Source organism: Sphingobium sp. JAI105 (genome assembly GCF_015752145.1).
Lineage (GTDB): Bacteria > Pseudomonadota > Alphaproteobacteria > Sphingomonadales > Sphingomonadaceae > Sphingobium > Sphingobium xenophagum.
On the sequence record NZ_JADOUC010000001.1, the window covers coordinates 707078 to 733571 of the forward strand.

26 protein-coding genes and 1 tRNA gene are annotated in these 26494 nt (G+C 64.1%); 16 read left to right on the forward strand and 11 right to left on the reverse strand.

What is annotated here, in order from left to right:
• The first annotated feature begins 6 nt into the window (after nt 1-6).
• The 4 genes from IWY39_RS03270 to IWY39_RS03285 are packed head-to-tail and all read left to right on the forward strand — an operon-like array spanning nt 7 to nt 5946.
• Nucleotides 7-900 (forward strand): DUF58 domain-containing protein, encoded by an 894-nt coding sequence (locus IWY39_RS03270; RefSeq protein WP_107124622.1) that lies wholly within the window; start codon nt 7-9, stop codon nt 898-900.
• Nucleotides 897-2045 carry a BatA domain-containing protein gene (locus IWY39_RS03275; protein WP_107124623.1) on the forward strand — a complete coding sequence of 383 codons (1149 nt, stop codon included), beginning with the start codon at nt 897-899 and terminating at the stop codon, nt 2043-2045. Before IWY39_RS03270 ends, IWY39_RS03275 begins: the two co-directional genes overlap by 4 nt.
• Nucleotides 2042-4165 (forward strand): DUF4175 family protein, encoded by a 2124-nt coding sequence (locus IWY39_RS03280; protein WP_107124697.1) that lies wholly within the window; start codon nt 2042-2044, stop codon nt 4163-4165. Before IWY39_RS03275 ends, IWY39_RS03280 begins: the two co-directional genes overlap by 4 nt.
• Nucleotides 4162-5946 (forward strand): carboxypeptidase-like regulatory domain-containing protein, encoded by a 1785-nt coding sequence (locus IWY39_RS03285; protein ID WP_107124624.1) that lies wholly within the window; start codon nt 4162-4164, stop codon nt 5944-5946. Before IWY39_RS03280 ends, IWY39_RS03285 begins: the two co-directional genes overlap by 4 nt.
• Here IWY39_RS03285 and IWY39_RS03290 read toward each other — a convergent pair.
• Nucleotides 5931-6380: a hypothetical protein gene (locus IWY39_RS03290; RefSeq protein WP_017182216.1), complete on the reverse strand. Its 450-nt coding sequence runs from the start codon at nt 6378-6380 to the stop codon at nt 5931-5933. The two genes, IWY39_RS03285 and IWY39_RS03290, sit on opposite strands and share 16 nt — an antisense overlap.
• 134 nt (nt 6381-6514) lie before the next feature.
• Between IWY39_RS03290 and IWY39_RS03295 the strand changes: the two genes are divergently transcribed.
• The gene (locus IWY39_RS03295; protein WP_181316713.1) at nt 6515-7186 is read left to right on the forward strand and encodes a spermidine synthase; all 672 of its coding nucleotides are present in this window, start codon (nt 6515-6517) and stop codon (nt 7184-7186) included.
• A gap of 3 nt (nt 7187-7189) precedes the next feature.
• On the opposite strand, the gene IWY39_RS03300 is transcribed toward IWY39_RS03295, so the two are convergent.
• Nucleotides 7190-7951 (reverse strand): competence/damage-inducible protein A, encoded by a 762-nt coding sequence (locus tag IWY39_RS03300; RefSeq protein ID WP_107124698.1) that lies wholly within the window; start codon nt 7949-7951, stop codon nt 7190-7192.
• Between the two features lie 203 nt (nt 7952-8154).
• Between IWY39_RS03300 and map the strand changes: the two genes are divergently transcribed.
• The 4 genes from map (at nt 8155) to IWY39_RS03320 (ending at nt 12720) form a co-directional block, all read left to right on the forward strand.
• Nucleotides 8155-8982 (forward strand): type I methionyl aminopeptidase, encoded by an 828-nt coding sequence (map, locus tag IWY39_RS03305; RefSeq protein WP_019054065.1) that lies wholly within the window; start codon nt 8155-8157, stop codon nt 8980-8982.
• Nucleotides 8983-9229: 247 nt separating this feature from the next.
• Nucleotides 9230-9568, forward strand: a complete 339-nt coding sequence (locus IWY39_RS03310; RefSeq protein ID WP_017182220.1) for a P-II family nitrogen regulator — start codon at nt 9230-9232, stop codon at nt 9566-9568.
• Nucleotides 9569-9666: 98 nt separating this feature from the next.
• A complete protein-coding gene (glnA, locus tag IWY39_RS03315) occupies nt 9667-11079 on the forward strand; it encodes a type I glutamate--ammonia ligase (RefSeq protein WP_019054064.1) in 1413 nt (470 codons plus the stop codon).
• A gap of 162 nt (nt 11080-11241) precedes the next feature.
• A complete protein-coding gene (locus tag IWY39_RS03320) occupies nt 11242-12720 on the forward strand; it encodes a DUF2142 domain-containing protein (protein ID WP_107124626.1) in 1479 nt (492 codons plus the stop codon).
• Here the strand turns inward: IWY39_RS03320 and IWY39_RS03325 are convergent.
• The 4 genes from IWY39_RS03325 to IWY39_RS03340 are packed head-to-tail and all read right to left on the reverse strand — an operon-like array spanning nt 12700 to nt 16451.
• Nucleotides 12700-13332, reverse strand: a complete 633-nt coding sequence (locus IWY39_RS03325) for a phosphatase PAP2 family protein (protein WP_107124627.1) — start codon at nt 13330-13332, stop codon at nt 12700-12702. The two genes, IWY39_RS03320 and IWY39_RS03325, sit on opposite strands and share 21 nt — an antisense overlap.
• Nucleotides 13310-14725: a dihydrolipoyl dehydrogenase gene (gene lpdA / locus IWY39_RS03330; protein WP_107124628.1), complete on the reverse strand. Its 1416-nt coding sequence runs from the start codon at nt 14723-14725 to the stop codon at nt 13310-13312. The genes IWY39_RS03325 and lpdA overlap by 23 nt, the downstream gene beginning before the upstream one ends.
• 23 nt (nt 14726-14748) lie before the next feature.
• The gene (locus IWY39_RS03335) at nt 14749-15150 is read right to left on the reverse strand and encodes an acyl-CoA thioesterase (RefSeq protein ID WP_026149884.1); all 402 of its coding nucleotides are present in this window, start codon (nt 15148-15150) and stop codon (nt 14749-14751) included.
• Nucleotides 15150-16451 carry a pyruvate dehydrogenase complex dihydrolipoamide acetyltransferase gene (locus IWY39_RS03340; protein ID WP_107124629.1) on the reverse strand — a complete coding sequence of 434 codons (1302 nt, stop codon included), beginning with the start codon at nt 16449-16451 and terminating at the stop codon, nt 15150-15152. Before IWY39_RS03340 ends, IWY39_RS03335 begins: the two co-directional genes overlap by 1 nt.
• 186 nt (nt 16452-16637) lie before the next feature.
• Between IWY39_RS03340 and IWY39_RS03345 the strand changes: the two genes are divergently transcribed.
• A complete protein-coding gene (locus tag IWY39_RS03345; RefSeq protein ID WP_026002234.1) occupies nt 16638-17093 on the forward strand; it encodes a universal stress protein in 456 nt (151 codons plus the stop codon).
• An 83-nt stretch (nt 17094-17176) separates the two neighbouring features.
• On the opposite strand, the gene rnr is transcribed toward IWY39_RS03345, so the two are convergent.
• Complete coding sequence (gene rnr, locus IWY39_RS03350; protein WP_107124699.1) at nt 17177-19501, reverse strand: ribonuclease R; 2325 nt, start codon at nt 19499-19501, stop codon at nt 17177-17179.
• Nucleotides 19502-19541: 40 nt separating this feature from the next.
• Between rnr and IWY39_RS03355 the strand changes: the two genes are divergently transcribed.
• Nucleotides 19542-19973, forward strand: a complete 432-nt coding sequence (locus IWY39_RS03355; RefSeq protein WP_196871393.1) for a cupin domain-containing protein — start codon at nt 19542-19544, stop codon at nt 19971-19973.
• 25 nt (nt 19974-19998) lie between these two features.
• Here IWY39_RS03355 and IWY39_RS03360 read toward each other — a convergent pair whose 3' ends face one another.
• Together IWY39_RS03360 and IWY39_RS03365 are read right to left on the reverse strand one after the other, a co-directional pair.
• The gene (locus IWY39_RS03360) at nt 19999-20652 is read right to left on the reverse strand and encodes an MOSC domain-containing protein (RefSeq protein WP_107124630.1); all 654 of its coding nucleotides are present in this window, start codon (nt 20650-20652) and stop codon (nt 19999-20001) included.
• Nucleotides 20653-20710: 58 nt separating this feature from the next.
• The gene (locus IWY39_RS03365) at nt 20711-20929 is read right to left on the reverse strand and encodes a DUF2945 domain-containing protein (protein ID WP_107124631.1); all 219 of its coding nucleotides are present in this window, start codon (nt 20927-20929) and stop codon (nt 20711-20713) included.
• 126 nt (nt 20930-21055) lie between these two features.
• Here IWY39_RS03365 and IWY39_RS03370 point away from each other — a divergent pair, with 126 nt between their 5' ends.
• The 5 genes from IWY39_RS03370 to IWY39_RS03390 all read left to right on the forward strand — a co-directional run bounded on the left by IWY39_RS03370 (nt 21056) and on the right by IWY39_RS03390 (nt 25542).
• Nucleotides 21056-22234, forward strand: a complete 1179-nt coding sequence (locus tag IWY39_RS03370) for a glycosyltransferase family 4 protein (RefSeq protein WP_107124632.1) — start codon at nt 21056-21058, stop codon at nt 22232-22234.
• 28 nt (nt 22235-22262) lie between these two features.
• Nucleotides 22263-23585, forward strand: a complete 1323-nt coding sequence (locus tag IWY39_RS03375; protein ID WP_017182233.1) for a replication-associated recombination protein A — start codon at nt 22263-22265, stop codon at nt 23583-23585.
• Entirely contained in the window at nt 23582-24439 is an 858-nt protein-coding gene (locus IWY39_RS03380; RefSeq protein WP_107124633.1) for a hypothetical protein, read from the forward strand. The genes IWY39_RS03375 and IWY39_RS03380 overlap by 4 nt, the downstream gene beginning before the upstream one ends.
• A gap of 28 nt (nt 24440-24467) precedes the next feature.
• Nucleotides 24468-24542 (forward strand) — tRNA-Thr (locus tag IWY39_RS03385).
• A 697-nt stretch (nt 24543-25239) separates the two neighbouring features.
• Nucleotides 25240-25542 (forward strand): glycine zipper 2TM domain-containing protein, encoded by a 303-nt coding sequence (locus IWY39_RS03390; RefSeq protein ID WP_107124634.1) that lies wholly within the window; start codon nt 25240-25242, stop codon nt 25540-25542.
• Between the two features lie 70 nt (nt 25543-25612).
• Here IWY39_RS03390 and IWY39_RS03395 read toward each other — a convergent pair whose 3' ends face one another.
• Nucleotides 25613-25894, reverse strand: coding sequence for a hypothetical protein (locus IWY39_RS03395; RefSeq protein ID WP_107124635.1), 282 nt, complete (start codon nt 25892-25894; stop codon nt 25613-25615).
• A gap of 151 nt (nt 25895-26045) precedes the next feature.
• Nucleotides 26046-26453: an EVE domain-containing protein gene (locus IWY39_RS03400; protein ID WP_017182307.1), complete on the reverse strand. Its 408-nt coding sequence runs from the start codon at nt 26451-26453 to the stop codon at nt 26046-26048.
• Nucleotides 26454-26494 lie beyond the last annotated feature (41 nt).

The window sequence follows — 26494 nt, forward strand, 5'->3', positions numbered from 1 at the left end:
CCGCGCATGGTCGATTTCATCCCCCCTGATGTGCGGAACAGGCTGAAAAGCCTGCGCCTCGTCACGCGCCGGGCGGTGGGATCGCATGGCATCGGCCTGCACCAGAGCCACAGCCGGGGCGCGGGCCTCGAATTCGCTCAATATCGCGCCTATGAGCGCGGCGACGAATTGCGCCAGATCGACTGGAAACTCTATGCCCGGTCCGACAAATTCTTCGTGCGCGAAGCGGAGCGGGAAAGCCCGGTCGCGGTGTGGATATTGATGGACGCCAGCGCTTCGATGACGCAGGCCGATGCCGCGCGCCCGGACTATAGCCGCTTCGACGCCGCAAAAGGACTGGCGGCCTGCATTGCCGATCTGGCGATGCGGCAGGGCGATCGTTTTGGCTGGATGGCGCTGAGCGATCAGGGTCTGGCGCTGTTATCGCCCGCCGGTGGCGCGCGGCAGCGGGACCGGCTGCTGCTGGAACTGATTGGAGTGAACGCGGTCGGCGGCTTTGCGCCGGAGGACCAGCTTGGCCCCGTGTGGGAGCGGATCGGCGCGCGCGATCTGGTCATTCTGCTCAGCGACTGTTTCGATCCCGGCGCGGTCGAACTGGCGGAAAAGCTGGCGGCGGCGGGTCGCGAGACATTGCTGATCGAAATGCTGACGGTCGCCGAGCGCGATTTTCCCTTCGATGGCGGCTATCGATTCCGCGACCCCGAAACGGGCGAGGAATTGCTGGCGGACGGTCCCGCCCTGCGCAGCGAATTTCTTGCCCGTTTCGGGGCGGCGCGCGATGCGCTGCATGATCGGCTGGACGCGGTGGGAATCCGTTACGCCACCCACATGCTCGACCAGCCGATCGACGTGCCGCTGCGCCGCCTGTTCGGCGCGCATGAAGCGGCGGAATATCAATGACGCCAGCCCTGTTGCTGCCCGGCGCGCTGGCCGCGCTGCTGGCGCTCATCGTCCCGCTGGTCATCCATATCGCCCGGCGCAGCGAACAGGTGCCGACCGACTTCGCCGCCTTGCGCTGGTTGCGGCAAAAGCCCCGGCCCCGATCGCGGCTGCGGTTCGACGAATGGCCGCTACTGCTGCTGCGCCTCCTCCTCTTGGCGCTGGTCGCGCTGTGGCTTGCCCAGCCCGTGCTGTTCGGGGCCGGAGACCGCAAGCCCGTCGCGGCGTTGGTCCCCGGTGTCGATCCCGCCCGTGCGCCCACTGGCGATGTCCGATCGGTCTGGCTGGCCCCCGGCTTTCCGTCGATCGACCAGCCGTCGCCATCCGGCCCATTCCCTATCGCCAGCCTGATCCGTCAGCTTGACGCTGAAATGCCTGCCGATGTTCCGCTGACCATCATCACGCCGCAGGTCGTCGAAGGGGCGGATGCCGACCGTCTCCGCCTGTCGCGCAAGCCGGAATGGCGGATCGTGCCGGGCGCCATGCCTGCCCCGCGCACCCAGCCTGCCCCAATAACGCCGCTGGCCATCCGATATGATGCGCAGCATCGCGGCGGCATCCGCTTCCTGCGCGCCGCCGCGCTGGCATGGCAACCCGCTGGTCGCGATGCCGCGATCGACACAGGCGCGATCGATGCGCCACTGCCGGACCAGCGCCATGTTCTGATCTGGCTGGGCGGCGGGACAGTGCCGGACGGGCTGAGCCGCTGGATCAAGCAGGGCGGCACGGCGCTGGTCGCGTCGGACATGCTGGTTCCGGCCGACAAGCCGCGCGCGCCGCTCTGGCGTGACGCACTTGGCGCACCGCTGGTAGAGACTATGCCTTTGGGCCAGGGGCGACTGCTGCGCCTCACCCGTCCATTGACCCCGGCCATGATGCCGGCCCTGCTGGACGCCGATTTCCCCACCCGTCTGCGTGCCGTGCTGACCCCGGCCCCGCCGCCGCCAGCGCGGGTTGCCGCCGCTGACTATGCGCCGCTGACTGGCGGACGCGCCTATGATCAGCCGCCGCAGGATATGCGCCCGTGGCTGGCGATGCTGATTGCGGCGCTGCTGATCGCCGAACGCTGGCTGGCGACCCGCCGCAGCCGGGGGATCAGTCCATGAGCGCGAACGATCTGCTCGCCCGCTGGACGGCCCCAGCAAAGTATCGCGCGATGGCCGACAGTCTCGCCCTTGCCGTGCCGCTGGTCGTGGGACTTGCGGCCATTGGCTGGCGCTTGTCGGGCATCATCGCCGCTGTTGCGGCCACCATGATCGCAGCGGCGATCGCCCTGTTTGCCGCGCGCTATCGTGCCCGGCGCTATGATCAGGGCTGGCTGGTCCATGCGCTGGATCGCGAGCGGCCGGACATGGAGGACAGCGCCAACCTGTTGTTCGCCAACCCTGCTTTACTCGGCCCGCTTGAGCGGCTCCAGCAGGCGCGGCTGCTCGACAGGATCGACCGCGACAGTCCCGACAGCCTGCGTCCCGACTGGTCCCGCCGCCTGATCCTGCTCGCGGAGATCATGGGCTTGATCGCGGTCGGCCTCGCGCTGTTCTGGCCGCGCCCCGGTCATGGGCCGCCGACGCTGGCCCCCAGCACGGAAGCGCTGCCCGCAACGCCCGGCATCCCGCGTCTGACCGCGCAGAATCTGCGGATCGTCCCGCCTGCCTATACCGGCCTGCCGCCGCGCGATTCCGCATCGCTGGACGCGCGCGCGCCGGTTGGATCGCGGATCGAATGGACGCTGCGCTTTGATCCACAGGCGACTGTCCCGGCGATCCTGCCGGTCGGGGGCGCGCACATCGCCCTGCGCCGCGACGGCCCGAACTGGATCGCCAGCCGCCCGCTCGACGCCTCCTTCCTCTATCGCGTCGATCCCGCATCGGGCCGTGGCCCGACGCCGCCTCTCCATCGGGTCGACGCCATTGCCGACAGTCCACCACAGGTGCGCGCGATCAGCCCGGCCACCAGCCTGACGATGGTACAGGCCGGTCAGCGCAACTGGACCCCGGTCTTTGCCGCCACGGACGATTATGGCGTCGCCGCAACCGCACGGCTCCGCGTCACGCTGGCGATCGGTGAGGGCGAGAATGTGACCTTCAGCGAGCGCGAAATAGCGGTTTCGGGCAGCGGCCCGCCACGCGATCGACGTTTCAGCCCCCGACTGGATTTCGGCGCTCTTGGGTTTAGCGCGGGCGGCGACATGGTGGTGCAACTGATCGTGCGCGACATGCGGCAACCCGCTGCGCAGGAAGTGCGCGGCCCCAGCCTGATCCTGCGCTGGCCATCGTCCAGGCAGCCCGAAAGCAGCGGGCTGGAGGGCATGGTCAACATCACCCTGCCTGCCTATTTCCGCAGTCAGCGACAGATCATCATCGATGCTGAAGCGCTCCTCAAGCAAAAGCGCCGCCTTGCCGCCGATCGCTATCTTGCCCGTTCCGCCAGCATCGGCAGCGACCAACGGATATTGCGCGGCCGCTACAGCCAGTTTCTGGGCGGCGAAGAGGAAGGCGAACCGGAACCGCCGACCAATGACGGCGAACAGCATAGCGACGATGATGGCCACGACCATGGCGGCCCGCCCCGGCAACCCGCGCCGGGCTTTGGCGCGCCGGAGGATGTGCTGGCGGACTTTGGCCATCCGCACGATGACGCGCCCGCTTCCAGCCTCGATCCCGAAACCCGCGCCATCCTGAAGAACGCAGTCGATGAAATGTGGCAGTCCGAGATGCAGCTGAGGCAAGGGCATCCCGATCTGGCGCTGCCCTTCGCCTATCGCGCGCTGCGTTTCATCAAGGAGGTGCAGCAGGCGACCCGCATCTTCCTGTCGCGGGTCGGGCCGGAACTCCCGCCGATCGACCCCAGCCGCCGCATGACCGGCAAGCGGGAGGGGCTGGCTAGTCGCGTTCTGGCGATCAGCCCGGTCGAAGGACGGGACGGTCCCGCTGCGGCGGCCTGGCGCGCGCTGGGCGATGGGCCGGGCGCGATCCGGGGGCCGATCGCGCTGGATGCGCTGGACCGCTGGGCGCGGGGGCAATCCGCCCATTTGCCCGATCCGCTGGCGCTTTCAGGGGCGATCGACGCCGTCCGCCGCGATCCCACCTGTCTGCCCTGCCGCGCCAAGTTGCGCGCCCTGCTCTGGACCGCCATGGAACGGCCTCCCGCCCAGCCTGCCCGGCGCCACCCCGCCGATGCTGGCGGTGCGCGCTATCTTGGGGCGATAGGAGGCGGCAAGCCATGACCGCCGCATGGATTACCGCCATCCTGTTGAGCGCGGCCATTATTGTGGCGAGCGTGCGTCTGATCCTGTGGCATCGCAGCGCAAGCGCGCCGTCGCCCAGGCGACTGATCGCGCTGCTGCTGCTCCAGCCGGTCTGCGGGATATTGTTGTTTTTGATGCTATTTCCCCCAGCTACGACCACGAGCAGCGACGCGCTGCGGATCGCGACACGCGGCACGTCCCATCTGGCGGCTGGTCCTATGGTCCTGCTGCCCGAAGCGCCCGACATTGGCGCCGGCGAACATGTGCCCGACCTTGCGACCGCCTTGCGGCGGCACCCCGGCACCAGCGAGATTATCGTGCTGGGCGACGGCCTGCCGCCGCGTGACATGGATGCGGCAAAGCGAGTCGCCGTCCGTTTTGAGCCGCGCCCTCTGCGTCAGGGTATCAGCCATGTTGCGCCGCCCCCGCTCGTCGCGCCGGGGAGCAGCTTCAGCCTGGTTGGGCAGTTGAGCGCCCTGCCCCGCGCCACCGTCGAATTGCTCGACCCGGCCGGGCAAGTGACGGACAGCGTTCAGGCTGACGCCGACGGGCACTTCACGCTAACAGGCACCGCGCGCGCCGTTGGAGCCGTACTGTTCACCCTGCGCTTGCGCGATGGCCGCCGCACCGTCGAACAGGCCAGCGTCCCGCTACTGGTCGCTGACAGCCCGGTGCCGCGCCTGCTGATCCTGTCGGCCGCGCCCAATGCCGAAGTCAAATATCTGCGCCGCTGGGCTGCCGATGGGGGCTTTGCCGTCACAACGCAAATGAGCGCGGGCGGCGGCATTGCGCTGGGCGACGCCCCGATCGCGATGGACGGCGCAACGCTGCGCCGGTTCGACGCTGCGATCGTCGACGACCGCAGCTGGGCAGCGCGACGCGGCGTGCTGATGGACGCGGCACGCAACGGTCTGGGGCTGATCCTGCACCCCAGCGGGCCGATCGACGCGACGACGCGCGGACAATGGCAGGCATTGGGCTTTGGCCTGACGGGCAAGGGTGGCTTGATTCCCCTCGCCCTGCCCAAGCCCCTTGCCCCCACCATCGCACGCACCCGGCAGGGCATCGGCAGCGACGACAGGCCTGCCGACATCGCCCTGCCCGACGAAATGCTGCCGGAGATCAGCCGTCTTGGCCTGACGCCGGAGGGTGAGAGCGCCGTGCCTTTGCTGCGCGATGCTGGTGGCGTGACGCTGGCGGCCTGGCGGGCGGTGGGTAGCGGGCGAGTTGCGCTGTTCACTGGTATCGACAGCTATGCGCTGACGCTGACGGGCCATCGGGGGCTGCATGGCGACTGGTGGAGCGCGATGCTGGCGACCGTTGCACGCCCCGCCCCCGGCATGACGCCCATTACGACACCGGGATGGGCGGGCGAGCGGATGATCCTGTGCGGCCTGACCGCCCCTGCTGAGGTCGAAGGCCCGGATGGACAGATGGCGAATCTGTTGCCGGCAGCGGGTTGCGCTGCCTTCTGGCCGGAGAAGGCTGGCTGGCACCAGCTGCGCCGGGCGGGGGATGACCAGGCCACGCCCTTCTACATCCAGCCTGCCAATGCCCTGCCGGTGATGCGGGCCGCGCGGGATCGGGACGCGATGTTGATGCTACGCCCGCCAGCATCGGGCGACAAGGCCGCCACGGGCAAGTCAGTCCCCGGATCGCCTTGGCCGTTCGCGCTCGGCTGGTTGCTGGCAAGCGCGCTGCTGTGGTGGCTGGAGCGGGCGCGGGTCGGCCGCGCCGCTGCGCCTCAATCGGCGAGGTAGAAATCCCGCAGCGCCCGCGCGTCGTGCAGGGCGTTGTGCGGCACCCGGCTGTTGGCCGCGGCGCTAAAGCCCGCCGCATTGATCAGTTCCAGCCGCAGACCGAAATCGACCCCCGCCATCAGGCCCGGCCCCTTCACCAGCAAAGCGCAGAAATGGGCCAGATCCTCCGGCCAGTCGGCGATGATCAGCGGATCATCATCCCCTTCCAGATAGGCGGCGACATGATCGGCCGCATCGGCCCGGTTGAGTTCCAGATATATGCCCGGCGGCACATGGCGCAGATAGGGAACGACATGCTGCGCTACCCATGGCTCGACATCGTCCGGCAGCGGCAGCGCGACGTAAAATTCCTGGTCGCCATGTTCGGGAACCAGCGCGACGCTGATCAACCCACCGCCAAAACCGTTAAATTCAGTGTCGAGAAAATAGCGCATGAAAAAAGGAACTGCCTGCCGTTCGATAGGTCTGGCCATCGCAAGACGGCGCCTGCGAATGCCTGTAGCATTTGCGCGGGGCTTGCCAAGCTGCCATGCGCGCCAGCGACATATCATCCAGGAAAGACACCAGCATGATCCCGCGCGAATATCTTGGCTCCGCCGCCATTCCGGGCGGGGAGGAATTGAAACTCTACCGCCGGGGCGGCGATTTCATGATCGTGCTGGATCGCAACGAATTGATGAGCAGCCGGATGAGCGGGTCGGAAAAGGCGCTGGCGGTCATGACGATCGAGCGGCTGGCGGGCCGCAAGGCGCCTCATCTGCTCATCGGCGGATATGGCATGGGCTTTACCCTGCGCGCAGCGCTGGCGATCCTGCCCGCCGACGCGCGGATCACGCTGGTAGAACTGGTGCCGGAAATCATCGCATGGGCGCGTGGCCCGATGGTCGATCTGGCTGCCGGATGCCTGGATGATCCGCGCGTCGAACTCGTCATGGGCGACGTGGCGAGCGTGATCGCGGACGGCAGGGGCAGCTATGACGCAATCCTGCTGGATGTGGATAATGGGCCTGACGGGCTGACCATGGCGGCGAATGACCGGCTCTATTCCGCTCAGGGACTTACGATTGCGCGCGATGCGCTACTCCCCGGCGGCATTCTGGCCGTCTGGTCGGCGGGATCGGACGATGCCTTCACCCGCCGCCTGCGCAATGCCAAATTTGCCGTCGACGAAGTGGCGGTGAAGGCGCGCGACAATGGCAAGGGGCCGCGCCATGTCATCTGGTTTGCGGCGAAGCGCTGACCCTTAGATCCCGTTCGGGATGACAGGCCACCCGCCTTGTTCCAGCGCCGCGCTGAGCGCCGTGAGGCACTGGTTGAGCGCGCTGGCGTCGGTCGAGCGCACGACGAAGTTCGCTCCCGTGCGCCCTTCGCGGAAAAAGGGATAGCTGCCAATCTGGCATCCCTCATGCGCCTGCTCCGCCGCGCCCAGCAGGTCGGCAATCTCGCTCTCTGCAACCCAGCAGCCGATCGTAGCGGACAGCAGCGGCAGCCCGCCCTCCAGCGTGCCGGTCAGGCTGTCCAGCATCCCGGCGGTGATGTGCGGCACGCCCGCCATGATGAAGATATTGCCATGGCGGATACCCGGCGCGCCTGACATGCGGTTTTCTATCAGGCTGGCCCCGGCGGGAACCCGCGCCATGCGCAGCCGCGCTTCGGTCAGCCCGCCGCGCGTTTCATAATAGCCCGCCAGCATCGCCCGCGCCTGAGGATGCACTTCCACCGGCACGCCCAGCGCCGCCGCGATCGCATCGACGGTTATATCGTCATGGGTCGGGCCGATGCCGCCGGTGGTGAACAGATAATCGTTGCGCGCGCGCAGGATGTTGACTGATTCGACGATGGCGTCGCTATCGTCCGCCACCACCCGCACTTCGCGCAGGCGGATGCCCTGAACATTGAGCCAGGTCGCGATCTGGCTGATATTCTTGTCCTGCGTGCGGCCAGACAGGATTTCATCGCCGATCACGATCAGCGCTGCGGTCCAGATGCGGGTAGGATCGGCCATGGCGCGTCCATAGCCTGCGCATGGCGCCCTGCCTAGTGGATTGATTTTGACATCGTAAAGCCCGCTGGAAATCAAATATTTCTGATGGTCTGCTGCGTATCGGGCATGCGCGTGTGACATCCCCTCACGCTCAATCGAATATCAGGATCGGACCACTGGCCGCCCCTCTCGCATTATGGCGCGGGTGCCCCTATAGTCATGTCATGACCGAATATATGACGATGACGGCCGATGCGCCGATTTCCCGTTCGGCCGCGATCAAATTATATGACGCGGCGGGTTTTGAAGGCATGCGCCGCGCCGGACGGCTGGCGGCCGAGATACTCGATGCGTTGGTACCCCATGTCGTACCGGGCGTGACGACCGGCGAACTGGACGACATCGTGCGCCGGATGACGCTGGACGGTGGCGGTGTGCCCGCGACGCTTGGCTATCGCGGCTATACCCACAGTTGCTGCACATCGATCAACAATGTCATCTGCCACGGCATCCCCGGCGATTATCGGCTGAAGGACGGCGATATCGTCAATATCGACGTTACCCCGCTGGTCGATGGGTGGCATGGCGACACCAGTCGCATGTTCATCGCGGGTGACGCGCCGATCAAGGCGCGGCGGCTGGTCGAGGTGACCTACGAATGTCTGATGCTGGGGATCGAACAGGCAAAGCCCGGCAACCATCTGGGCGACATTGGCCATGTGATCCAGCGGCACGCCGAAAAGCACCGCTATGGCGTGGTCCGTGATTTTTGTGGCCATGGCCTGGGCCGGGTGTTTCATGACAGCCCGGAGGTCGTGCATATCGGCCGCCCCGGTACGGGCCCGGAACTCAAGCCCGGCATGTTCTTCACGATCGAGCCGATGATCAATATCGGCAAGCCCGGCGTCAGGATGATGGAAGATGGCTGGACGGCGGTAACGCGCGACCGCACCCTGTCCGCCCAGTTCGAACATAGTATCGGCATTACCGAAACCGGATGCGAGATTTTCACCAAGAGCCCCGCCGGACTGGATGCGCCGCCCTATAGCTGAGCGCGCGCAAGTCGCTGCTTAAAAAACGGGCAGCCCGGTAGGGAAATGCCCTGAATCCGGGCAATATGGACAAAGATTGCTGCATCGCCGAAAGCATGTTCTAGCGATTCGCCATTTGGCACGGTAATTGGATATCAAGAGGGACGGCGCCTGGCCTTTTGGGGGGCATGACGAACGTCACTTGAGGAGAGAGGAATGCGGGTCGCACCCGCATTCTGTCGTGCGTTATGGGTTGGGAATACTAGTGATGAAAAAAGTCGAAGCCATCATCAAGCCGTTCAAGCTGGACGAGGTGAAGGAAGCACTCCACGAAGTGGGCGTGTCGGGTATTACCGTGACCGAAGCCAAGGGCTTTGGCCGCCAGAAAGGCCATACCGAACTTTATCGCGGCGCTGAATATGTCGTCGATTTCCTGCCCAAGGTTAAGCTGGAAGTCGTCGTCGACGATGCGCTGGCCGACCGGGTGGTGGAGGCGATTTGCGCCGCAGCGCAGACCGGACGCATCGGCGACGGCAAGATTTTCATTTCCAACGTCGAGGGCGCCGTGCGGATCCGCACCGGCGAGCGGGACAGCGACGCGATCTGATTTCACGCAAATTCTGGTCATCCCGGCATCGGGGCGGCGGAACAACGGGCATCCATCTACCCCTTCGGGGGGGTAATAAACGAGAAGGGCAAGCGCACATGGCCAATACGCCAAAAGACATTCTCAAGATGATCGAGGAAAAGGAGATCGAGTGGGTCGATGTCCGTTTTACCGATCCCAAGGGCACCTGGCACCACCTGACGATGTGCGCGAACGTCATTGGCGAAGATGAGCTGACTGACGGCCTGATGTTCGACGGCTCCTCGATCGAGGGCTGGAAGGAAATCAACGAATCGGACATGATCCTGAAGCCCGATCTGGACGCGGTATTCTTCGATCCGTTCAGCGCGACGCCGATGATGATCCTGGTGTGCGACATCGTCGAACCCGAAGATGGTTCGCTCTATTCGCGCGATCCGCGTTCGACCGCCAAGCGCGCCGAAATGTTCCTCCAGTCGACCGGCCTTGGCGACACGGTCTATATCGGCCCGGAACCTGAATTCTTCATGTTCGACAGCGTCGAATTCGACAACACCTACAATTCCAGCTTCTACAAGCTGGACGATGTCGAACTGCCCACCAACAGCGGCACGAAATATGACGGCGGCAATATGGGTCACCGTCCCCGCGCCAAGGGCGGCTATTTCCCGGTCGGCCCGGTCGACGTGACCACCGACATTCGCGCCGAAATGGTGACCACGCTGATGGAAATGGGCCTGCCCATGGACAAGCATCACCATGAAGTCGCCGGCAGCCAGCACGAACTGGGCCTGACCTTCGGCAAGCTGGTCGAAACCTGCGACCGCATCCAGATCTACAAATATGTCGTGAAGATGGTTGCCCAGGCCTATGGCAAGACCGCAACCTTCATGCCCAAGCCGATCAAGGCGGACAATGGTTCGGGTATGCACACGCATATTTCGATCTGGAACAAGGGGCAGAACACCTTTGCCGGTGACGGCTATGCCGGCCTGTCCGACACCTGCCTGTTCTTCATCGGCGGCGTGATCAAGCATGCCAAGGCGCTCAACGCCTTCACCAACCCTACCACCAACAGCTACAAGCGCCTGGTGCCCGGCTTTGAAGCCCCCGTGCTGCTCGCCTATTCGGCGCGCAACCGTTCCGCTTCGTGCCGTATCCCCTATGGTGCGGGCACCAAGGCGAAGCGCGTCGAATTCCGCTTCCCCGATCCGCTTGCCAACTCCTACCTCGCCACCGCCGCGTTGCTGATGGCCGGTATCGACGGGATCGAAAACAAGATTCACCCCGGCGAAGCCATGGACAAGAATCTGTACGACCTGCCGCCTGTGGAACTGGCCAAGGTGCCGACCGTGTGCGGTTCGCTGCGCGAAGCGCTCGAAAGCCTGGAAAAGGATCAGGACTTCCTGCTGAAGGGCGGCGTGTTCACCAAGGACCAGATCGACGCCTATATGGAACTGAAATGGCCTGAAGTGTATCGCTGGGAAATGGCGCCTTCGCCGGTCGAATTCGACATGTATTACAGCGGCTGATCTTTTTCAGCGTTGCGAAAAAGGACAAGGCCCGGTCGCTTGCAAAGCGGCCGGGCCTTTCCCGTTCCGGTCATGATCCGGCAAAATTCATTTACCGGCGCGAAATGTTAAGGGCTGGCGGCCTATTGCCTGTCGGAGACAAGGCAAAGGCACAGGGCAGTCATGCGGAACGAGCGGATCGGGATGGCGCAGGGTGCGCGCGGCGACATGCTGTTTGCCGCGCCATGGTCTGCGCTCGAACAATGTTTGCTGGTTGCGATCTGCCTCGCAACATTGTTCTTCACGCTGGCAACCCCGCCGTTTCAGGCGCCGGACGAAAATCAGCATTATATGAAGGCGCTGCTCCTGTCCGAAGGCGGCGTATTGACAACGCAGCATGGCGAGGCGATCGGCGCGGTGCTGCCTCGCGCGGCCATCGACCTCCACGCCGTCTATTTTCCCACCGACGTGCCAGCGACTGTGCGCAGGTTCGATGCGGCAAAGCTGGGAAATAGCTGGAATGCGGATGCGTCGCGGCCCGGCACCGTCTTTGCCGAATTCCCCAATGTCGCAAGCTATGCGCCGACACTCTATGCACCGGGCGCTGCGGGCCTGCTGATCGGCGACGCGCTCGGCCTGCCGCAACTGGGCCGCTTCTATGCCGGGCGGATCGTCAATGCGCTGGTGGCGCTGGCGCTGCTGATCGCCGCGCTACGGCTGCTGCCCTTTGGCCGGATGGCGATGCTGGGCACGGCGCTGCTGCCCACCTTTGCCTATCAGATCGGATCTATGTCGCCCGATGCCGTGATCAACGGCATGGGCTTCCTGGGACTCGCGCTGGCGCTGCGTGTCGGCTTCATGGACCGTGGATCGGCCGGACTGGTTCTGGCGGCGCCGTTGCTGGCCCTCGCTAAGGGCGTCTATCTGCCGTTGATGGCGGCGGGTTTGCGCTGGCCCCAATATCGGCGCGACATGCGGATGTGGCTGGTCCTGGGCGCGATGGCGCTCGGCGCGGCCGCCTTCATCGGCTGGATGAAATATTCTGGTGGCAGTCAAGCGCTCTATCATATCATGTCGCGCAAGACGGGCGAGAGCGTGCTAACCGCGCCACTGGCCGACCAGTTGGCGGTGATCCTGAACGATCCCGTCGGTTATGTCCGCATCCTGACGTCCAGCGTGATCGAGCGCGCGCCGGTCTATGCGCTCCAGATCGTCGGGCGCTTCGGCTGGAACGCCATCCTGCTGCCGCTGATCGCCTACCCGCTGGCGGCGGTCATGCTGGCAGCCGCGATACTCAGCGGCGCGGAGGCCCGCTTTGGCGGGGCGCAGCGGCTGTGGTGGCTGGCGGTCGCCGGCGGCGTCGCGGTGCTGATCGAAACCGCCATGTACCTGACCGGCACGCCGCCGGGCGCGGACTTCATTCAGGGAACGCAGGGGCGCTATTTCCTGCCGATCCTGCCGCTGGTGCTGCTGGCGCTCTCTCCCGACCGGGCCGTGCGCGGCGCGCGCACTCTGTCTGCCGCCTCGGCCTGCCTGCTGCTGCTCATTGCGGCGGCCAGTGCCTATGACAGTTTCTGGGTCCATGGTTTCGTCACCAGCGACGGCATGCCGCCACATGACAGCGTAACGCGGGCGTTGTTGCTACCCTCGCCGCGCTGGTAGCCAGACGCGGCACAGCGCGAGCCAGCCCAGCCCCTCGATCCATCCGTCGGTGACGTCGCTTGGCCAATGCACGCCGAGCCAGACCCGGCTGGCTCCGATCAACGCGATCATCATGCCCGCCGCCCAATAGCCGCTCCGCCGCCGCGCCAGCATGGCCAGCGCGCCGAACATCATCATGTTGCCCGCCGCATGGCCGCTGGGAAAACTATAGCTATGGACGATGTCGAGATGGGGCAGCAGGTCCGGGCGCGGAGCGGTGAAAATCTGTTTGAGGATCAGGTTGAGCGCCGTCCCGCCCGCCATCATCAGCGCAAGCCACAGCGCATCGCCGCGGCGGCGCAACCAGAGCAGCGCAGGCAGAACCAGCGCCAATATCGCAAGCCTGCCGATCGTATCGCCGATCGCAGTCGCCAGCCGCATGAGGGGCGTCAGATGTCGCCCAATATCGCCGTCCCGCGCCGTCCCCGCCCAGCCCATCAGCCCGACATTCAGCCAGTCGAGCCATCCCGCCCGCTGCATCATCGCAACGCCCAGGACGCAAAAAAGCGCGAGAGCCAAAGCCCCCGCGCCTTTTACCGCTGTCCAGCGATCAGATATGGAGCGCACGGCCATAGGCCGCCAATACGCTTTCATGCATCGATTCCGAAATGGTCGGATGCGGGAATACCGTGTGCATCAGTTCCGCCTCGGTCGTTTCCAGCGTCTTGCCGATCGTATAGCCCTGGATCATCTCCGTGACTTCCGCGCCGATCATGTGCGCGCCCAGCAACTCGCCGGTCTTGACGTCGAACACGGTCTTGGTGAAGCCTTCCGCTTCGCCAAGCGCGATTGCCTTGCCATTGCCGATGAACGGGAACATGCCGACCTTGACCTCGTAACCCGCTTCCTTGGCCTTTGCTTCGGTCAGGCCGACGCTGGCGATCTGCGGGTGACAATAGGTGCAGCCGGGGATGTTGCGCACGTCCATCGCATGGGGGTGGACATCCTTGTTGCCCAGCGCCTGCGCGATGGCTTCGGCCACGATCACGCCCTCATGGCTCGCCTTGTGCGCAAGCCATGGCGGAGCGGTCACATCGCCGATCGCCCAGAAACCCTCGACATTGGTGCGGCCATAGGCATCGGTCTTGATATGATAGCGCTGGTCGGGTTCGACGCCGACATCTTCCAGACCCAGATTTTCGACATTGGGGACGATGCCGATGGCGACGATGACGTGGCTATATTCAGCCTCTATCGCCTTGCCAGCCTTGTCCTTGATGGTCGCGGTCACGCCCTTGTCGCTGGTCGCGATCTTCTCGATCTTCGCGCCGGTCAGCACGGTCATGCCCTGCTTCTTGACTGCCTTTTCAAGGAAGGCGGAAACGTCGGCATCCTCGACAGGGACGATCCGGTCCATCATCTCCACGACGGTCACGTCAGCGCCCATGTCGTTATAGAAGCTGGCAAATTCGATGCCGATCGCGCCGGAACCGATGACCAGCAGCTTGGTCGGCATTTCCGGTGGCGTCATGGCGTGGCGATAGGTCCACACGCGCTTGCCGTCGGCCTTGAGCTGCGGCAGGTCGCGGGCGCGGGCGCCCGTCGCGATGATGATGTGCTTGGCGGTCAGTTCTTCGGACTTGCCGTCCTTGGTGACGGTCAGCTTGCCCTTTCCGGTCAGCTTCCCATCACCCATATGCACGGCGATCTTGTTCTTCTTCATCAGGTGCGTCACGCCCTGATTAAGCTGCTTGGCGACACCGCGCGAGCGCTTCACCACCGCTTCGATGTCGGCGCTGATCTTTTCCGCCGCCAGGCCATAATCCTTGGCATGCTGCATATAATGGAAAATCTCGGCCGACCGCAGCAGCGCCTTGGTGGGAATACAGCCCCAGTTGAGGCAGATGCCGCCCAGATTTTCACGCTCGACAATGGCGGTTTTCAGGCCAAGCTGCGCGGCGCGGATCGCGGCGACATAGCCGCCGGGGCCGGAGCCAAGGACGATGAGATCGTAGGTATCAGCCATGGGTCACACTCGCTTCTGGTATATTAGGCTTCCGCAATCGGCGGAACTGAACGGGGCTGGCGATCCTCGCCAATCGCCACGAAGGTGAAGGTCGCGCGGGTAACGCGATAACTGCGATCGTCGTGGCGCGTACGACGCCATGCTTCGACGTCGATCTTCATCGACGTGCGCCCGACGGATTTGAGGGACGCGAACACCGAAACTTCATCGCCCACGACGACCGGGCGCAGGAAGGTCATGCCTTCCACCGCGATGGTGACGGCACGGCCATGACTGTGGCGCGCCGCGACCGATCCCGCGGCCGAATCCATCAGGCTCATCAACCAGCCGCCGAATATGTCCCCATAGGGATTGGTGTCGGCGGGCATGGCAATGACGCGCACCGCCGGACTGGCTTCCGGCGGCTGTTCGTCCATACGCCCCATCAGGCCAGCATGCCGATCGGATTCTCGATCAGTTCCTTGAACGCCTTCATCAAGCGCGCACCATCGGCGCCATCAATGGCACGATGGTCGAAACTGCCGGTGGCCGACATGACCGTCGCAATCTGAAGGCTGTCGTCGACAACATAGGGCCGCTTATCGCCCGCACCGATCGCCATGATCATGCCCTGGGGCGGGTTGATGACGGCTTCAAACTGCTTGATGCCGAACATGCCCATGTTGGAAAGCGATGCGGTGCCGCCCTGATATTCGTTGGGCGACAATTTGCCTGCCTTGGCGCGATCGGCCAGATCCTTCATCTCGGTCGAGATCGCGGCAACGCCCTTGCCATCCGCGCCGGTCACGATCGGGGTGATGAGACCGCCGGGGATCGACACGGCGACGCTGATGTCGGCGCGCTTGAATTGCAGCATCTGGTCGCCCGCAAACTGCACGTTGCATTCGGGAACTTCCATCAGCGCGACGCCCAGCGCCTTGATCAGCAGGTCGTTGACGGACAGCTTGACCTTGCGGCTGGCCAGGCCCGCATTGAGCTCGCCACGCAGCTTGAGCAGCTTGTCGAGCTGAATGTCGACCGTCAGATAGATGTGCGGCACCTGCTGCTTGGATTCGGTCAGGCGGCGCGCGATCGTCTTGCGCATGCCGCTGAGTTTGACCATTTCGTGCGGGATGCCGAAATCCTGCGCGCCGCTGGCAGCGGCGGGCGCCGGGGCTGCCGCCTCTGCCTTGGCGGCGGGAGCCGACGCGGGCGCGGCAGCCGGTGCGGCGACACCTTCCTTTGCGCCGTCCAGATCGCTCTTGACGATACGGCCATTGGGGCCAGTCCCCGAAACCGCAGCCAGATCGATCCCCTTGCTCTGCGCCAGGCGGCGCGCCAGCGGGCTGGCCTTGACACGCTTGTCGCTGGAGGCTGGCGCAGCAGGCACGGCGTCAGCCTTCGGCGCGGCAGCGCCGGGTGCCGCGGCCTCTGCCTTGGTGGGGACAGGATCGGCCTTGGGCGCGGGCTTGCCGCCGCTGGCAGCCGCCGCCTCCACATCCTCGCCCTCTTCGGCGATAATGGCGATGACGGTGCCAACCTTGACGCCTTCGGAACCTTCGGAAACGAGGATCTTGGCGATGACGCCTTCATCCACCGCTTCAAATTCCATCGTCGCCTTGTCGGTTTCGATTTCCGCCAGCAGATCGCCGGACGATACCGTATCCCCTTCCTTTACCAGCCATTTGGCCAGAGTCCCTTCCTCCATGGTCGGGGACAAAGCGGGCATCTGGATCGTCTTGCTCATGCGTTCGGGGCCTCTTCTTATCTCTACGGCGCGCGCCAATGGCTGCCCGTTTTCACCCATTCGCCGGATCGGTCAAGCGAGCGCTTGCGGAAGGGGCAAATATGGCCCACATTTCACCGCACTGGTTCGTTGGACCGAAAATGACCCCCTGCCGGGGCCATCAAAGCGACATGGGGGGCGATGGAAGTGCGGACATATCTGGTTGTCGTGGACGAATCGCCCGAAGCGGAAACCGCCCTGCGTTTTGCCGCGCGACGTGCTGCGCAAACGGGCGGCGCGGTCCGTATCCTTGCCCTCATTCCCCCGGCCGAGTTCGTTCAGTGGGGCGGCGTGCAGGCGACGATGGAGGATGAGGCGCTGCAACGCGCCGAAGCGCTGGTGACGAGCGCGGCAGGCACGCTGACCGACGAGTCCGGCATCCGCCCCAGCATTACCGTGCGGCAGGGGGATGCTGTGGCCGTCGTACGCAAAACGCTGGACGAGATGGAGGATGTCGCCGCCCTAGTGCTGGGCGCGGCAGCAAGCGGCCCGCCCGGCACGCTCGTATCGCATTTTGCCGGGGCCGACGCGGGACGCATGCCCTGCCCCATCATGATCATTCCGGGCGGGCTCGACGCCGAAGCGATCGACCGGCTGAGCTGATCCTGCCGATCAATCCTCCCCGGCAAGGCGGTGACGAGCGTGCTCCACCGCTTCATGGTTCCGCGTGCCCGTAAGGATCGCAGTTACCGCTTATGCTTGCCCCGCTTCGAGCCGATATGCCGGATATTGACCGGCCGCCCGCGATGAGTGCGGCTGCCCGGACGGGTACGATCGCGCTTGACCGGGCCGCCCCGTGAAGGCGGCATACCAGGCAGTTCGAAGCGGAGCGAACCGTTGATCGGGTCGGCCTCCGCCAGTCGCAGTTCCAGCCGCTGGCCTACCGTATAACGATCGCCGCTTTCCACGCCTTCCAGCGCCTTGCCTGCCTCGTCATAGAAAAAGCGTTCGCTGCCCATGGTCGATACAGGCACCAGCCCGTCGCCGCCCAATTCCTCGACCGTCGCGAAAAATCCGAAATTCTGGACGCCGGTGATCCGCGCCTTAACCGTTTCACCAACATGGGCCGCCAGAAAAGCGGCGACGTAGCGATCGACCGTGTCGCGCTCGGCCTCCATCGCGCGCCGCTCGAACTGGCTGATCATCTCGCCGACCCGCCCCATATTCTCATAATCCTCGACACTCAGCGCGGTTTTGGCGGGGATGCTGCTGCCCTTGGCCGCGGGCAGTTCCAGACCATAGGCGCCCACCAGGGCGCGATGGACCAGCAAGTCGGCGTAGCGGCGAATGGGCGAGGTAAAATGCCCGTAGGAACCGAGCGCCAGGCCGAAATGGCCCATATTGACCGGGCTGTAATAGGCCTGGGTCTGGCTGCGCAGGATCTGCTCCATGATGAGCGGCTTCTCCTCCGCCTCCCCGACCCGCTTGATCAGTTGGTTGAAGGTGGCGGGGCGGATCACCTGTCCAAGTGCGAATTCGATGTCGAAGGTCGCCAGATAATCCTTGAGCGCGACCAGCTTGTCGCGGCTGGGCGGCTCGTGGACGCGGTACATGACCGGCGCTTTCTTCTGCTCCAGCGCCTTGGCCGCGGCGACGTTGGCCGCGATCATATAGTCTTCGATCAGCATATGGGCGTCGAGCCGTTCGCGGACAGCGACGCTGACGATCTTGCCCCATTCGTCCAACACGACGCGCCGTTCGGGCAGGTCGAGCGCCAACGGTTCGCGCTTCTCGCGCGCCTTGTGCAGCAGCGCCCAGCAGGCCCAAAGCGGCCTGAGCGCGATGTCGAGCATCGGATGGTCGGCCCTGCCGTCGATCGCGGCCTGCGCATCCTCATAGGCGAGCACGGCAGCAACGCGAATGATCGCGCGGGAGAAGCGCCATGACGTCACCTTGCCAGCGGCGTTGATGACCAGATGGCAGGCCATGGCGGCACGATCCTGCTCCGCGCGGAGCGAACACATGTCCGACGAAAGCTGGTGCGGCAGCATCGGTATGACCAGGTCGGGGAAATACACGCTGTTGCCGCGCTTGCGCGCTTCCTTGTCGAGCGCGCTGCCAGGCCGGACATAATAGCTGACATCGGCGATGGCGACGATCGCGCGGAAGCCGCCGGGATTGGCTTCATCCTCGTCCGGGGTGGCCCAGACCGCATCGTCATGGTCCCTCGCGTCGGACGGATCGATGGCGATGATCGGCAAATGCCGCAGATCCTCCCGCTTCTCCGCGTGAAGCGGAAGGGCGGAGGCCGTGACGGCTTCTTCCTCTACCGCGTCGGGAAAGACATGGGGGATGCCATGTTTGTGAATGGCGATCATGCTGAAGCTGCGCGGGGCGAACGGGTCGCCCAGAATATCGGTAACGCGCGCGCTGATCCGGGGCGGACGGCCGGTTGGTTCGGCCAGCACCAGATCACCGCGCTTGGCAGTGCCTACATCGCTGATCTGCATATCCTTGCGGATGCGCTTGTCGACCGGGCGCAGCCACAGCTTGCCGTCGGCCATTTCCTCGACCACGCCCAGCAGCATCTCTGTTGCCTTGGGCAGCTTCTTCATCGGATGGGCGATCCAGCCCTTCCCGGCTTCCTCGGTGCGGGCAAGGATGCGGTCGCCAATGGTCAGCGCGCCGCGCTTGCCCCGCTCCGCCACGCGCAGGCGAGGGGCGGGCTGGCCTTCGGCTTCCCACCGTTCGGGCGTCGCGATCAGGGTGGTGTCGTCCACATCGATGATGCGCAGCACAGTAACCTTGGGTACGCCACCCAGCTTGTGGAACGCGCGCGCCGGGCCGACGTCGATCAAGCCTTCATCGGCCATATCCTTCAGCAAGGCTTTAAGGGCGATTTTTTCCTGGCCCTTAAGGCCAAAAGCCTTGGCGATCTCGCGCTTGCCCGCTGGCTGGTCGGACGTGGTGATGAAATCCATCACTTCATTGCGGGTGGGGAAACCGGCGGGACGCACCTTGTCGCGAGCCGGGCGCTTGGGGGACGAAACCTTCTTATCATTTGATGTCATGGGATAGCTATAGGGTGGCCGCTGGCCCTGCGCCAGTGGCATGGCGGACCTGCCGCAATGGTTCGTTCAAGGCGCCATGCACATCCTCATCACCCTTGCTGCCGCCGCCGCCGCGCCTCATCCCGTCCCCATCGACCGATCTAGCGCCGACCATTATGTCTGGGGCGAGGTGAATGACGGATGGCATCTGGTCAAGCGCGACGACATGTCGGTGATTACCGAACGGATTGCGCCCGGATCGAGCGAGATGCGCCATTATCATGTCCGCGCGCGCCAGTTCTTCTATGTCCTGTCGGGCGAACTGACGATGGAGGTAGACGGCGTCACCCATTTGCTGCGTACGGGCCAGGGCATCGAAATTCCGCCCGGCGTACCGCATCAGGCGCAGAACCGCAGTGCAGCGCCGGTGGACATCCTCGTCAATTCGACCCCGAAAAGCCATGGCGACCGGGTGGAAGCGCCGCTTCCCTAATGTGGTCGACTTCAGAATTGGATCACTAGGCCGCCAGCTTGCGCGCCCGCTCGCGCCAGGCTTCGGCAAGGACGGGGGTGTTGGCAAGGGTAAGAACCGCCGACGGGTCTTTCTTGTGACCACCGCCGATCAGCAGTTCAAAGACGCGGGCAATACTCCAATCCGGCAGCGGGCGCTCGATCAGGGTCATCACGCCGCCAGCCTGCGCCTCCCCCTGCTCGATAACACGGAAATAGAGGCCGCAACGGGCCGTTTTCACAATGGTCGCCATGACGTCGCGCGCGGCGAATCGGTGATCGAGCTTCCAGCAGGGCTGGCGACCATGACTGACCTCGACGATGGCGCTGCCCAGCGTGAAGCGGTCGCCCAGGCAAATCTGATGCTCTGTCATCCCGCGCGATGCGATATTTTCGCCAAAGGCGCCAGGCGCGTCGAGCAATGGCTGGCCGGGCTTGCGGTCGCGCCACCAGGCATAATGATCCTGCGGATAGAGATGGATGGCCTTGTCCCAGCCGCCATGGTGGATCGGGTCGGCAACCTGATTACCGATGAAGCCGTCCCAAGTAATCTGTACCGGGCCTGCCACCGGCGTTTTGGCAATCGCGCTATAGTCGCCGTCGCGAAAGGGAACGGGCGTGCCGACGAGCAGCGCGTCGATGGTCATGAAGGGCGTGTCCATGCGCTTTCATGCCATGGCCGTACCGCTCATGCGAGATGCCGGCTGCAACATATTGGCGTCAGGCGGTCTGGATTTCCGAACTGAGCTTGAGCACCTGCGCGCCATTGTCGGCATGGATCAGATAAGCGGGGTTCGCAGGCGACCCGTTGCGGCGGACGGGTACGCCTTCGATATGGCGCTCCACCGGACGGTCAAATTGCTCCGTTATATGTCCCCGGCCGACGCCCTGCCCCCAATTCCATCTGACTCGCGCACCTTTACGGAATGTCTGCGACATAGGAGCATCCTCTTACCCATGGGCGCAACCGCGTCAGCCGGTGTCCCAAACCTAACGAAGGGCATAATTCCCAAGGGGTTACCCGGTTCCCTTGGGTTTTCACTTTTCTTCGGCTAAGGGGGCACGATGGATGCTAGCGGCCTTCGCATTGCCCTGTTCAGCGGCAATTATAATTATGTGCGCGATGGGGCCAATCAGGCGCTCAATCGCTTCGTGGGCTATTTGCTGCGGCAGGGTGCGGCCGTGCGGGTCTATTCGCCCACCACCGACACGCCCGCCTTTGCCCCCGCTGGCGATCTGATCAGCACGCCGTCCGTGCCAGTGCCGGGACGCAAGGAATATCGCATTCCCTATGCGATGTCCTCCAGAGTGCGCCGCGATCTCAAGGCATTCGCCCCCAATCTGGTCCATTTGTCCAGTCCCGACCCGCTGGGCCACCGCGCGCTCAGCTGGGCGCGGCAGCATGGTTTGCCGACGGTCGCATCGGTGCATACAAGGTTCGAAACCTACCCGCGCTATTATGGCCTGGCCTTTCTGGAGCCGGTCATCGAAGGAATATTGCGCCGCTTCTATCGCCGCTGCGACGCGATCGTCGCGCCATCCGAATCGATGGCGCAACTGCTGCGCGAACAGCGGATGAGCTATGATGTCGGCATATGGACGCGCGGCATCGACCGGGAGATTTTCAATCCGGGTCGGCGCGATCTGGGCTGGCGGCGTTCGATCGGCATATATGACGACGTACCCGCCATTGGCTTCATCGGCCGTCTGGTGATGGAAAAGGGGCTGGACGTGTTTTCCGACACGATCGATCAGCTTGCGGCGCGCCAGGTGGCGCACAAGGTGCTGGTGGTTGGCGAAGGCCCGGCGCGCGAATGGTTCCAGAACCGCCTGCCCGGCGCCATCTTCACCGGCTTTCAGCAAGGCGCTGACCTGGGCCGCGCGGTCGCCAGCATGGATATGCTGTTCAATCCGTCGGTGACCGAAACCTTCGGCAATGTCACGCTGGAGGCGATGGCGTGCGGCGTGCCGACCGTGGCAGCGCGGGCCACCGGCAGCGAAAGCCTGCTGAGCGACCGGGTGACCGGACGGTTGATCCGCCCCGGTGCGATCGGTGCCTTTGCTGACGCCCTGCAGGATTATTGCCTGAATGGCGACGCGCGCGGGCGGGCAGGCGCGGCGGCGCAGGCGCGAGCGGAGCGTAACGGGTGGGATCAGGTCAATCAGGCGCTGGTCGACACTTATTTGCGCATCATCCGCCAGCGCGAGCAGGGCATGATGCCGCGATCCAGCCCGGTTCCCTGAACGGGCTTTCCTCCCTATATCAACCGGCATGGCCGATCTTTTCGCTTCCGATGACATGCTGACCGGCGCTGAACCTGTCAGCGATGCCGCGCCGCTCGCCGACCGCTTGCGACCGCGCACCCTGGCGGAGGTGGTGGGACAGGAGCATTTGACCGGGCCTGATGGCGCGATCGGTCGGATGGTGGCGGCTGGGCGCTTGTCATCCATCATCCTTTGGGGACCGCCGGGCACTGGCAAGACCACGACGGCGCGGCTGCTCGCCGATGCGGTGGGTATGCGGTTCGAACCTATTTCGGCGGTGTTTTCGGGCGTGGCCGACCTCAAGAAGGTTTTTGCCGCCGCCAAAGAACATGGCCGTCGCGGCGACAAAACCCTCTTGTTCGTGGACGAAATCCACCGCTTCAACCGGGCGCAGCAGGACGGATTCCTGCCCTTCGTCGAAAATGGCACGGTGACTTTGGTGGGCGCGACCACCGAAAATCCAAGCTTCGAACTGAACGCAGCCCTTCTGTCGCGGGCGCAGGTGTTGATCCTGCGGCGGCTGGATGCCGCGGCGCTGGAACAATTGCTGGACCGGGCAGAAGCGGTGACGGGGCGTCCCCTGCCGCTGGACGCCGATGCGCGCGAGGCTTTGGTTGCCAGCGCCGATGGCGACGGGCGCTTTTTGCTCAACCAGGTCGAAACGCTTTATGCGATCGACATAGCAGAGCCGCTTGATCCGGCAGGACTGTCCGCCCTGCTCCACCGCCGGGTCGCGGTATATGACAAGGATCGGGAGGGGCATTACAACCTCATCTCCGCCCTGCACAAGTCGCTGCGCGGATCGGATCCGCAAGCCGCGCTCTACTATATGGCGCGGATGCTGGTTGCCGGGGAGCAGCCGCTCTACGTCCTGCGCCGACTGGTGCGCTTTGCCGCGGAGGATATTGGCCTTGCCGACCCGCAGGCGCTGGTCCAATGCCTGGCAGCCAAGGAGGCCTATGATTTTCTGGGCAGTCCCGAAGGCGAAGTGGCCATCGTCCAGGCCTGCCTCTATTGCGCGACTGCGCCCAAATCCAACGCCGCCTATATGGCGATGAAGGCGTCGTTCAAATCAGCGCGCGATACCGGATCGCTGATGCCGCCGCAGAATATATTGAACGCACCAACCAAGCTGATGAAGGATGTCGGCTATGGCAAGGGCTATCAATATGATCATGATGCGGCGGACGGATTTTCCGGAGCGAATTACTGGCCTGACGACATGACCCCGCAACGCTTCTATGCGCCAACGGACCGGGGCTATGAGGCACGGATTGCCGAGCGGATCGCCTATTGGGAGCGGTTGCGGGCGGAGCGCGGCGCGGGGTGACGCCTGACTTTACGCGCTTTGCCGCGATCGACTGGTCCGGGGCCAAGGGCGCGCGGCACAAGGGGATTGCGGTCGCGCTGTGCGAAACGGGGCGGGAAGCGCCCCGACTGGTGCCCGCGCCCGGCGGGGTCTGGTCGCGAACCGATGTGGTGGACTGGCTGATCGCAACAGCTGGTGAGGCCCCTACCCTGTTCGGGTTCGATTTCAGCTTTGCGCCGCCCTTCGTTGCGCGCGGCGGCTATCTGCCTGGCGACACTGTGCCCGACAATGGGCCGGACTTCTGGGCCTATGTCGATCGGCTCTGCCCGGACGAGGATCTGGGCGCGGCGAGCCTGCTGGAGGTCGCGCACCGGCGGCATTTCTATTTCGGCAAGGCGGACGGGGTGAAGGCCGACTATATGCATAATCGCGTGTGCGAGGCGCTGTATCTGGCTGGCGGCGGCGGCAAACCCTCGACCGTCTATGACGCGATCGGCGCGGCGCAGGTGGCCAAGGCAAGCTTTGCCGGCATGCGATTGCTGCACCGGGTGCAGGGCACTGTGCCCATATGGCCGTTCGATCCCTTGCCCATGCGCGGATCGCTGGTCGTGGAAATCTATACCAGCCTTGCCGCGTCGGCCGCCGGGCGGGCCAAGGGTCGAGCAAAGATGCGCGATCTGCCAGCGCTGAACGACGCGCTGGAGACGATCGGGTCGAAACGGCATAAGGGCGCGATGCCGGACGACCATGGCGCAGACGCCATATTGACCGCGGCGTGGATGCGGGCGGTGGCGGGACAGGCTGGGCTATGGACGCCAGCCGCGCTCGATCCAAAAATTGCTGCAACGGAGGGCTGGACGTTCGGCGTCATCTGATAGTAAGGGCGTGTCGCCTGACTGGGGCGCCGGATTAGCACAGTGGTAGTGCAGCGGTTTTGTAAACCGAAGGTCGCGGGTTCAAATCCTGCATCCGGCACCAGTCAGGCCATGCCCCCCTGCGTTGAAAGCGAAGCCCCAAACGCAAAATGGGGGCCGACATTGCTGTCGGTCCCCACTGCCGTCGGGTCATGCGATCCGCTTCTCTGGCGAGAGGCGATCATCGGCCCGGCGTTGTCCTGGCATTGGCCCGAAAGCCTGTTTGCCAAGGACTGCTCCAGCTTGGGCCAAGGGCAGCCAGGCTGGCTCTGGTCCGCAATATCCGAAGCCCGACGTTCACTTTCGCGCGTACCCGGCTACGGTCTTTTGGACCGATCCGTCGGTTTATGTCACCCTCGCGAAAGACATCTTCCAGCGGACCTTCGGTACAGCGTTAAATTCCTGTTTTACCAAGGATTCTCGGAAACGGATCGCTCCGTTCCCAGCTGTTCCGATACAAGGAAGGTCTCACCAAAACCGAGTCGTGCAAAGCAGAATCGGCAACGGCCCGTAGCCAAAGCGTCATAAAGCTGTGGATAACTTTTTCGCTCTCTTCAAATTGAAGGCCGCCAGCCCAACCGGGCGTCGGACAACCATGCCAAATGATGGCTGAACCGCCCGTTCATCCCTGCGCCGCGTCCGTTCGCCTCAAAATTTAGCGATGGATAAACAGTGGCTTATCTCGTTGTGTGCTGTTCATGCAACCTGCGTCAAGGTGCAGGGGTTCAAGCATCAAATCAACGCATTCGGAGGAGAAACTTATGCGTAAAGCCCTACTCGCCCTGGCCGCTGTCTCGCTGGCCGTCCCCATGTCCATGGCCGTCCCGACCGACGGTGCGCAGGCACGCAAACATTATCGGTACAAGGAATGGCGCGGACGCGATGGCCGGACCTACTGCCGCAAATCGGACGGCACGACTGGCCTCATCATTGGCGCTGCTGGCGGCGCATTGCTGGGCCGGGCGATCGACACGCGCGGTGAGCGCACGACCGGCACCATATTGGGCGCGGTGGGCGGTGGCCTGCTGGGTAAGGAAGTCGACAGCAAGCGTCGCTGCCGTTAACTCCAGCCTGTAAAAAAAGGGCCGCCTCCCGTCGGAAGCGGCCCTTTTATTGGCTTAAAGCTCGTAGAGCTCAGTTCGACGCGGCGCCGCGGGCTTCATCCACCGAAAACCTGACCTGCTGGCCACCCGACATGCCCCAAACCTTCCCGTCCTTGACAGAGAGATTGAAGGCAACAGCGTCGGGAAAACGACGGCCGGAAATGACGCGGCCCGACTTGGTTTCCTTGACGTCATAGACGTAGGTATAACCTTCGTGGGTGAAGCGCTGCTTGGCAGCATCTTCAGCCTGAGCGGGAGCAGCGATGGCAACGAAAGCGCCGAGGGCGCTGGCGGCAACAAATTTGGACAGCATTCGCATGGGTAAACTCCTTGTGAATGCCGATCAAACACCTCTTGAATGTTCTTTTCTGTTGGGACTTTTTTATGTCGCAGCGCAGCAAAGCGGCAATCGCAAAAAGCGCCCCTGCAATTGCGTGTAACGCAACCGGAACGTTTTTTGAGTATCAAGCCTTTGATAAGGCGACGATATGATCAAATTCGGCCTTTGACACGGGCGAGACGGACAGGCGCGATTGCCGCAGCATGACCATGCCGGCCAGCGCGGGATCGGCCTTCATCGTCTTGAGCGTGACGGGCTTGGCCAGCTTTTCGCGGGCGTGAACATGGACCGCAATCCACTTGCCGCTATCGTCGGTGCTGTCGGGGGCCGCTTCCTCGACAATCTCCATGATGCCCACGGCCTCCACCCCGATATTACTGTGGTAGAACAGCGCCAGATCGCCCCGGCGCATCGCCTTCATATTGAGTTGGGCCGCGTGGTTGCGCACGCCGTCCCATTCCGCTTTCCCCTTGGCGACCAGGTCGTCATAGGAAAAAACATCGGGTTCCGATTTCATCAGCCAATAGTTCATTTTGCCTCCTTGCATCACCGCTCCGCCGCGATCAAGGATGG